Genomic DNA, 8,797 nt, shown 5'->3' on the forward strand with positions numbered 1-8,797 from the left:
ATGTAACAGTGACAAGAGCACCTTTATCCATACCAGTTAATGCTAGAATAGTTGGATTAACAAAAATAACATAAGAGATTGTTAAAAATGTTGTAAATCCTCCTAAAATCTCTCTTTTTAAGCTACTGTCTCTTTCACTTATTTGAAAATAATCATCAATTTTATCATAAGCTCTAGTTTTAATGTTTTGATTTAATACTTTTTCCATTGTTCAAAATTCCTCCGATTTTTTTAGTAGTAGGCAATTTACGGCTGCCTGTAGAAACATTTGATCCCTATTATCAACTTTATACTAAACAATCTATTTCCAGAAAGTTCTATGTATCTTAACTATCTCCTCTTGTAAAACAGCATCATCAATTGGACCGATAACTTCGATATTTTTTTGACCTTTAGCTAAAACCTCTCTACATGGAACATCAAAAGTTGGATTTTTTTCATGGCTACCAGTAAGTTCAAGAAGTTGCTTTTCTGTAATACCAAATACAATTTTTCCAACATTTCCCCAATAGATAGCTCCGGTACACATACAACAAGGTTCTGCAGTTGTATAAAGAGTACAATCCCATAAAAACTCCTTAGAATAAAGTTTTGTAGCTTTTCTCATAACTGTTGTTTCAGCATGACCAGTACAGTCTTTTTCAGTAATTTCCATGTTACCAGATTCTACAATAATATTTCCCTTAGAGTCTACAAGAAGTGCTCCAAATGGGTTGTTCCCACTAGCAACTGCTTCATCTGCAATTTCAATACATCTTCTTAAATACAATTTGTGATCCATAATAAAAATCCTCCTGTTAAAAAATAATAAATAAAAAAAGGTAATCCTAGGATTACCTTTGTTAACGATACACTTCACCCTAGCAAGATGAGCTGTTATAAAACAACCTAATGAGTCTCTTGTAGGCGCCATGTTGCACTAAAGTACAACTTTATTTAATTTATATAGTAATAATATCCGAAAATTTTACATTTGTCAATTAAAATCTTGACTTACTTTAAAATACAAGTATACTATTTGTAGAAAAAAGTTTTGGAGGGTAAAGTGAAAAAAATATTTTTATTAAGTATGTTAACATTGGTATCATCATTTTCTATGAGTGAAACAAAAGTTCCTAATTGGACAGTTCAACCTAAAGAAGGAGTTATAAAAGGTGATTATTATAAAATCGAAGAGAGATTTCGTCAAGGTCATTTAGGAACTTTAGAAGTGGTGAAAAATAATGATAAATTAGTTCATGTGGAGTTTAATGAATTAACAAGACCTAACTATTATAATCGTTTTTATCAAAATGTATCAAAAAGATTGTCACCATACAATTTTTCGATGGCAGAAAAAAGTGGTGTGGCTTGGATAGAAGGAGTTTTAGCTGCTGAAAATCAAATGATAAAAGAGCAAAGATTAACAGGAACTTTTGATATGGTAGCTGGAGCATCAAATAGTATTCAGCAATCTATGGTTCCATTAGCAGAAAAATTAAACTCTCAAATGGATAAAAAATCTAACTTTAAATATTATAGTGTTTCAGAAAACTTTGGCAATGGTCTAACAGGAGTTTTAAAAGTTGTTATTGAGAAAGGTAAAATAATAGAGTGTAGATATGATGAAATATTTGCAGATACTAAAGATGAGATAAAAGATAAAAATTTAAAAGAGTTTTATAGACAATCAAAATATTGGAGTATTATGTATGATGAGCCATCTCGTATTGGATTTAATGTACAGATGGATGCTTTAAATGATAAAGTTGTAAAAACACAAAACCTTTTAGATTTAACAGATCTACCAGCTACTGAAAAGTCAGGAAATTATAAACAAAGTGGTTTTACAAGAAGAAATACTGCTTGGGATAATTATTTAAAATTAGCAGAAAAAATGAAAAATGAATTAGAAAAAGATAATATATTAAAATAAAAAGGTGTGAGATTTATTCTCGCACTTTTTTTATTAAAAACAAGGAAAATATAAAATTATTTTCTATACTTGTTCAAGTAGATATTCTAGGAGGTTTCATTATGAAAGAAAAAAAGAAAGAACTTTATAATAGGGACTTAAGTTGGTTAGAATTTAATAGTAGAGTAGTACATGAAGCAAAATCTGGAAGAAATCCACTTTTAGAAAGAGCTATGTTTTTAGCAATAGCATCAACGAATTTAGATGAATTTTTTATGGTTAGAATACCTAAAAAAAGAGAAAAAAAAGAGAGAGAGAAAATCTATAATAGCATTAAAAAAATGGTCGATAATATTTATAGTGAATATGCTTTATATTTAAAGGATTTAAAAAAAGAGGCAGATATTGATATAAAAGATTACCTGAGTTTAAGTAAAAAAGAGAAAGAGTTGGCAGATGATTACTTTAATAGATTGATTCAACCAATATTAGAGATAATTGAGATAGATCCATTTCATCCAATACCAAGGATAGCTTCTGGAAATCTAGTTTTATTGGGAATGATTGAGAAGAAAAAAACAAAAGAAAAGAAAGTTATTATGATTGAGCTAAGAGGAGAGTTTGAAAGAATCATAAAATTAGAGAAGGATAAAAATCATTTTATTTTAATTGAGGAGTTAATAAAAGGAAATCTTAATACTCAGTTAGAAGATTTTGAGATAAAAGAGATTGGAATCTTTAGATTGACAAGAGATGAGGGCGTAGAGATTTTAGAGGATTCAAAAGTAAATGCAGATATTATAAAAGAGGTTGAAGATCAGTTAGAGGAGAGAGAGTGGGGAGAGGTTATAAGAGTTGAATATGATAAAAAGCTCTCTAAAGAGATGAAGGATTTTATAACAAAAAACTTTAGTGTTTTAACAACAGAGATATATGAGATATCAGGACCTATAAATTTAGATTTTTTATGGACAATAGAGGGATTAAATGGATATGAAAAATATAAGTATGAGCCATTAAATGAAAAATTTTTGAAAAAGATGAAGGGAGAAAACATATTTGAAACTTTAAAGAAAAAAGATAGATTATTACTGCACCCGTATGAATCTTTTGAAGCAGTTACAGAGTTAATTGATACAGCTGCAGATGACCCAGATGTACTAGGTATAAAACAAACTTTGTACAGAGTAAAACACCATGATTCTCCAATAATTGATGCCTTAGAAAAGGCTTGTAAAAAGGGAAAACAAGTTACTGTTTTAGTTGAAGCTAAAGCTAGATTTGATGAGGGAGATAATATAGAGTGGGCTAAAAAATTGGAAAGAGTTGGTTGTCATGTAATTTATGGAATAAAGGATTTAAAAGTTCATGGAAAAACACTTTTAATTTTAAGAAAAGAGAATGAAAAAATAAAAAGATATGTTCAATTAGGAACTGGAAACTACTATAAAGCTCCTTATGTTGATATCTCCTTATTTACAGCTGACGAAGGAATAGGTGAAGATATATCCAATCTATTTTCTAATTTAATAAGTCCACAAGAAAAACAAAATTGGAAAGAGATGGGAGTAGGACCACAAGAGTTAGAAGATAGATTTAAAAAACTTGTAGATAGAGAGATTAGTAATGCACTAAAAGGAAAGAAAGCAAAAATCATAGCTAAAATGAATGGATTAACAGATGAAAGTATGATAGAAAAACTTTATGATGCTTCAAATGCTGGAGTAAAAGTAGTTTTAATTGTTAGAGGAGCTTGTTGTTTACTACCTGGAGTTAAAAATATGAGTGAAAATATAGAGGTCTATAGTATTGTTGGAAGATTTTTAGAGCATAATAGAGTTTATATTTTTGAAAATAATGGAGAGAAAGAGTATTTCTTATCAAGTGCAGACTGGATGACTAGAAATTTAGAACGAAGAGTAGAACTGATGTTCCCTGTAAAAAATAGTAAAAATAGACAGCAGTTAGATTTATACTTTGAAAATATACTAAAGGATAATGTAAAGAGATGGAAAGAAAATGAAGATGGAACATACTCTTTAATAAAGCCTAACAAAGATGAAAAAGAGTTCTCATACCAAAATTATTATTTGGATAATAAATTTTGAGGTAAGGAGGACTAAATATGAAATATAAAAAAGCTATAATTTCAGCTTTTATTGCAGGTAGTGCTGGATTTGTTCTAGGATATGATATGGGTATTTCTGGAGGAACAATAACAAATGTATCAACTCATTTTAATCTTAATTCAGCATGGGAAGGTTTTGCATTATCAGTTTTTATAGTGGGAGCAGTTTTAGGAAGTGTTTTTACAAAGAGAATAAATGATGAGCTTGGAAGAAAAAAAGCTTTAATTATAGGAACTATTTTAATGTTAATAGGAGCAATAGGAGTATATATAACAGGAGATAAATTTCAAATGTTTTTATTATTTAGAGGTGTAGCGGGAGCTGGTATGGGACTGTTATTTTCTTCAGAACCATCCTATGTTACAGAGATCTCTCCTCCGAGCATAAGAGGAGGGTTAGGATCAATACTGCAATTTACAACAGGATTAGGAATAATCGTTGGTTATTTAATAACTTTTATTATGTTAAAAAATCAAGGGGTTATTCAAGATAATCTTTGGATGTGGAAAAGTATTTATGGAACAGAGGTTATTGTAGTTGCAATCTATTTAGTTTTTTTATTCTACATTGTACATAGTCCAATCTGGTTTTTAATGAAAAATAGAGATGATGAAGCTAAAAAAATAATGCAAGCTATATGGCCAGATATTGATTGTGATAAATTTATAGAAATACATAGTAAGTATAATAGAAATGATGATGAAAGTAAAAATATAGAACATCAAATGGAGAAAAGTGGCAAGTTGAAAAAGCTTATATTTATAACCTTTTTTATGGCAGCGTTGACAGAGCTTTGTGGTATAAACCCACTAATTTACTACTCATCTGATATATTTAGAAAAATTATGCCAGAGGGACCTAATACAGCTTTTTATCAAAGTATAATAAATGGTGTTTTTTTTACAGTTGGATCTTTAGTGTCAATGCTAACTGTAGATAAATTTGGAAGAAAAACACTACTATTTATAGGAACTTTTGTTATGTCTGCTTCTTTATTTATAATAGGAATACATATATATTTAAGTTATTATTCAATGCTTCTTGTTTATTTAGTATACCTATTTATATTTTCTTATAATTTTTCAGCAGGTGCAATTAGATTCTTATATATAGGAGAGTTATCTCCAACTCCATTAAGAGCATATAGTCTGGGATTTGCAGGAATTGTAAACTGGGTTAGTGATTTTTTAGTATCTTGGACATTGCCAATTATAGCAAATAGTATTTTTTTAAATAGGATTTTTAAAGGTTCTTCAATCTTTTTTATCTACTCAGTTTTTGGATTTATATTTTTCATTTTAGTGTTTACAATTCCAGAGACAAAAGGAAAATCCTTACATGAAATTTCAGAGTATTGGAGTCTAAAAGATAGTTAGGAGGATGAATTTATGGATAAAATCTCAAATGATGATTTATTAAAAAAATTAGAAACAGATGAGAAAAGTGGTTTAAATAGTTCAGAAGCCCAAAAGAGATTGTTAAGAGATGGTAAAAATGCACTAGAAGAGAAAAAGGTAACTCTTTTACAAAGATTGATGCCATATTTTTGGGGACCTATACCTTGGATGATAGAAGCTGCAATTGTACTTTCATTAATAACAATGGATATAAAAGATTTTATAATTATATTGCTTTTGCTGCTATTAAACGCCTTTATTGGATGGAGACAGGATAAAAGTGCACAAGATGCACTAGCAGCATTAAAAAATGATTTAGCATTAAAAGCTAATGTTTTAAGAGATTCTAAATGGCAGGAGATTCCAGCTTCAGATTTAGTTGTAGGTGATATTGTTGCAGTAGCTTTAGGAAATGTTGTTCCGGCTGATGCTCAAATACTAAGTGGTGATTATTTAACAGTTGACCAATCAGCACTAACAGGTGAAAGTTTACCAGTAACTAAAAATATACAAGATGTTGTGTATTCTGGATCAATAGCTAAAGAGGGCAGTGTAACAGTTGTTGTAACAGCAACTGGAGTAAATACATATTTTGGTAAAACTGCAAAATTAGTAGCAGAAGCTGGTGCTAAGAGTCAATTGACAGGAGAGATAACATCTGTAGGTAACTTTTTAATAATAGGTGCTATAGTTCTTTCTATAATTTTAGTAACATTCCAGTTGATTTTAATAAGACCTTTAGATCAAGTGACTATTTTAAGAATAGTTAAAACAGTACTGGTTTTAATGGTTGCAACTATTCCAGTAGCAATGCCAGCTGTTATATCTGTAACAATAGCCTTAGGAGCTTTACAACTTTCTAAGATGAAAGCTATAGTTTCAAAGTTAAATTCTATAGAAGCTTTAGCAAGTGTAGATGTGTTATGTAGTGATAAAACAGGAACATTAACTCAAAATAAATTAAGTGTAGCAGATGTTTTTCCAGTTGAGGGAGTTACTAGTGAGTTGATGACAACATATGGAGTTTTAGCTTCAGACCCTAAGGGTGAGGATGTTATAGATTTAGCTATTAAAAATTTCTTAAAATCTAAAGATTCATTGACTAGTTATAAAATAGATAAGTTTATACCATTTAATCCTGTTATAAAAAGAGTGGAAGCAGTAGTGGAAAAGGATGGAAAAACATTCCATATAGTAAAAGGAGCTCCACAAGTTATTGTTGAAATGTGTAAATTAGCTGGAGACAGTTTAAAAAATGTTCAAGATAAAATAGATGAGTTAGCATCTCACGGATTTAAATCTTTAGGACTTGCAACTGGTGATGGAGAGACATGGAGCTATGTAGGAACTTTCTCTTTAGCAGATCCGTTAAGAGTTGATAGTAAATCAACTGTTCAAGCTTTAAAGGGTGAAGGAATAGACGTAAAAATGATAACAGGAGATAGTCAAAATATAGCAAAAGAGGTTGCTAATCAACTTGGTATAGGGGACAACATATTATTAGCAACAGATGTTTTTGGAACAGACGATAAAAATATGACAATAACGTCAAAGATGCAAAAACAAGTAAAGGAAGCTAGTGGATTTGCAGAGGTATTTCCACAACATAAGTATGAAATTGTAAAAGTTTTACAATCTAAAGGGCATATTTGCGCAATGACAGGTGATGGTGTTAACGATTCACCAGCACTAAAACAAGCAGATTGCGGAATTGCTGTTTCAGGGGCAACAGATGCAGCAAGAGCAGCAGCAGCACTTATTTTAACTAATCCAGGATTAAGTGTAATAGAAAACGCTGTAAATGAAGCGAAAAAAATATTCTCAAGAATGATGAGTTATATATACTATCGTATTGCAATGACAGTTAATATTATGATATTCTCTGTTATTGTAACATTAATTGGAAAGTATCTAATTCATAGAGTTGTTCCTGGAGAGGGAGATTCATTTTTCCCACTGACAGCTATAATGCTTGTATCTCTAGCTCTATTAGATGATATACCAATAATGACTATAGCTTATGATAATGCAGAGGTAAGTTCAGGACCATCAATTTGGAACAAAAAGAGAGTTTTTATAGTTAGTTTTGTTTTAGGAATTATATCTGTTGTTCAAAGTATAGCGCTTGTTGTATGGGCAGATAGAGATTGGAGCCAAATAACAAGTTTTAGTCAACTACAAACATTAGTATTTTTACAGTTAGTTGTTGGAGGACATCTGTTATTATTTATAACAAGACGTTCAGGCTGGTTTTTTACTAAGCCCTTCCCTCAATGGAAGCTGTTTACAGCAATAGTTCTTACTCAAATTTTTGTTGTATTTATGACATATTTTGGCTGGTTAGTTGAATCAATAACTATAAGAGATATTTTATATGTTTGGGGTTATAATATTCTATGGATGTTCCCACTATCATTTATTTCAATAATCTTAAAAAAAATAAAATAAAAAAAAAGAGGTTCACTTTTATTGTGAATCTCTTTTTTTATTTTAATAACTATTTTCCAACATAAGTTCCTAAATAGTTTAGTATTTTCTTTTTAATTCTTTGAATAGTGTTGTCTATTTTTTTTGGAGATTCATCTAATGTTTCGGCAATCTCAATATATGTATACTCTTTACATAAATAGTAGAACACTTTTTTCTCTAAATCACTTAAGTTTTCAACTAGGAAAGTTTCTAAAAGTTTAACTAGCTCTTTTCCTAAAACAATCTCTTCAGGATTGTAGAAGTTGATAGATGGAGCGTTATATTTAGTAACCTCTTCAAATCCAACATACTCCTCTCCCATAACTGCAGAGTTTAGATTTTGATATTTAGCAGAACTATGTGTTTTTACAGCTGTTATAATCTGTCTTCTAATACATAGATTTGCAAAAGTGTTAAAACATGCATTTTTTGTTTCATCATAAGATTTAATCGCTTTCATAAGGCCGATATAACCTTCTTGTAGTAAATCATCTGATTCTGCACCTTTTAAGAAAAACTTACGATTGTTTCTTAAGATTGAATTTTGGTATTCGTGGAAGATTTTTTCAGTAGCTTCCTCGTCACCTTGTTGTGCTAATTTAATGTCTCTAATTTCTATCATGGTATCGTCCCCCGACTTTCTTTGATATGTTTCTTACTCTGTAATGATATCAAAAAAGTAAAAGAAAATAAATATTCCAAATTTTTCTTTTTTAATTTATTTTTTGATATATAAACACATTTTTTGAAAAACGGAAAGCTAGTGTTTATAAGGCGAACTTAATAACGAGTTATTTTGTATAGTATGTGTGCTGAAAAATAAAGAGATAAAAATAAAAATAAAAAGGTAAAAATAAAATAAATTAGTATAAACTGTCACTATTATTTTTATTTTTTTAATACTAATT

Annotated in this window: 6 protein-coding genes, 1 pseudogene and 1 riboswitch; of the genes and pseudogenes, 4 read left to right on the top strand and 3 right to left on the bottom strand. The window is 29.6% G+C overall.

Features of this window, described 5'->3' with window-relative positions:
* Both Q0V08_RS08720 and Q0V08_RS08725 read right to left on the bottom strand, forming a co-directional pair.
* Window positions 1-208: pseudogene (locus Q0V08_RS08720) on the bottom strand (hypothetical protein); the annotation flags it as partial.
* A 7-nt stretch (window positions 209-215) separates the two neighbouring features.
* Window positions 216-315, bottom strand: a riboswitch (purine riboswitch).
* The gene (locus Q0V08_RS08725; protein WP_257163368.1) at window positions 302-781 is read right to left on the bottom strand and encodes a nucleoside deaminase; all 480 of its coding nucleotides are present in this window, start codon (window positions 779-781) and stop codon (window positions 302-304) included. It overlaps the preceding riboswitch by 14 nt.
* Window positions 782-1,045: 264 nt before the next feature.
* Between Q0V08_RS08725 and Q0V08_RS08730 the strand changes: the two genes are divergently transcribed.
* From Q0V08_RS08730 to Q0V08_RS08745, 4 genes are all read left to right on the top strand, one after another.
* Window positions 1,046-1,915: an FMN-binding protein gene (locus Q0V08_RS08730; protein ID WP_257163367.1), complete on the top strand. Its 870-nt coding sequence runs from the start codon at window positions 1,046-1,048 to the stop codon at window positions 1,913-1,915.
* Between the two features lie 101 nt (window positions 1,916-2,016).
* A complete protein-coding gene (gene ppk1, locus Q0V08_RS08735; RefSeq protein WP_297433977.1) occupies window positions 2,017-4,002 on the top strand; it encodes a polyphosphate kinase 1 in 1,986 nt (661 codons plus the stop codon).
* Window positions 4,003-4,019: 17 nt separating this feature from the next.
* Window positions 4,020-5,399, top strand: a complete 1,380-nt coding sequence (locus Q0V08_RS08740; RefSeq protein WP_257163365.1) for a sugar porter family MFS transporter — start codon at window positions 4,020-4,022, stop codon at window positions 5,397-5,399.
* A 12-nt stretch (window positions 5,400-5,411) separates the two neighbouring features.
* Window positions 5,412-7,868 carry a plasma-membrane proton-efflux P-type ATPase gene (locus Q0V08_RS08745; protein WP_297433979.1) on the top strand — a complete coding sequence of 819 codons (2,457 nt, stop codon included), beginning with the start codon at window positions 5,412-5,414 and terminating at the stop codon, window positions 7,866-7,868.
* A gap of 49 nt (window positions 7,869-7,917) precedes the next feature.
* On the opposite strand, the gene Q0V08_RS08750 is transcribed toward Q0V08_RS08745, so the two are convergent.
* Window positions 7,918-8,511: a sigma-70 family RNA polymerase sigma factor gene (locus tag Q0V08_RS08750; protein WP_297433981.1), complete on the bottom strand. Its 594-nt coding sequence runs from the start codon at window positions 8,509-8,511 to the stop codon at window positions 7,918-7,920.
* Between the last annotated feature and the right edge of the window lie 286 nt (window positions 8,512-8,797).

The sequence above is a fragment of the uncultured Cetobacterium sp. genome, from assembly GCF_947038635.1.
Lineage (GTDB): Bacteria > Fusobacteriota > Fusobacteriia > Fusobacteriales > Fusobacteriaceae > Cetobacterium_A.